The following is a 246-nucleotide window of genomic DNA, read 5'->3' on the forward strand; positions in this document are numbered from 1 at the left end:
GTGACGGATCAGACTATCCTCATCGGTCGGTACGCCGAACAGCTCCTGTTGATCCTGAATTTTGTCCATTGTCTGGCCCTCGGCGGCGTCGATCTGGCGAGTTCCGCCGGGAAGATGACGATGAGCGTCATCAATGCCGTCGCTCAGTTCGAGCGTGATCTGCTGATCGAACGCACGCAGTCGGGCCTCAAACGAGCCAAGTCGGAAGGCAAGACCCTCGGCCGTCCCGCTCGGCTCAATGAGAAG

The 246-nt window shown here is 59.3% G+C and carries 1 protein-coding gene; it reads left to right on the forward strand.

The features are described from left to right. On the forward strand, positions 1 to 246 hold a 246-nt coding region (locus SB764_RS43525), incomplete at both ends, for a recombinase family protein (protein ID WP_410867244.1).

Source organism: Paraburkholderia sp. SIMBA_027 (assembly GCF_046535315.1).
Taxonomy (GTDB): Bacteria; Pseudomonadota; Gammaproteobacteria; order Burkholderiales; family Burkholderiaceae; genus Paraburkholderia; species Paraburkholderia tropica.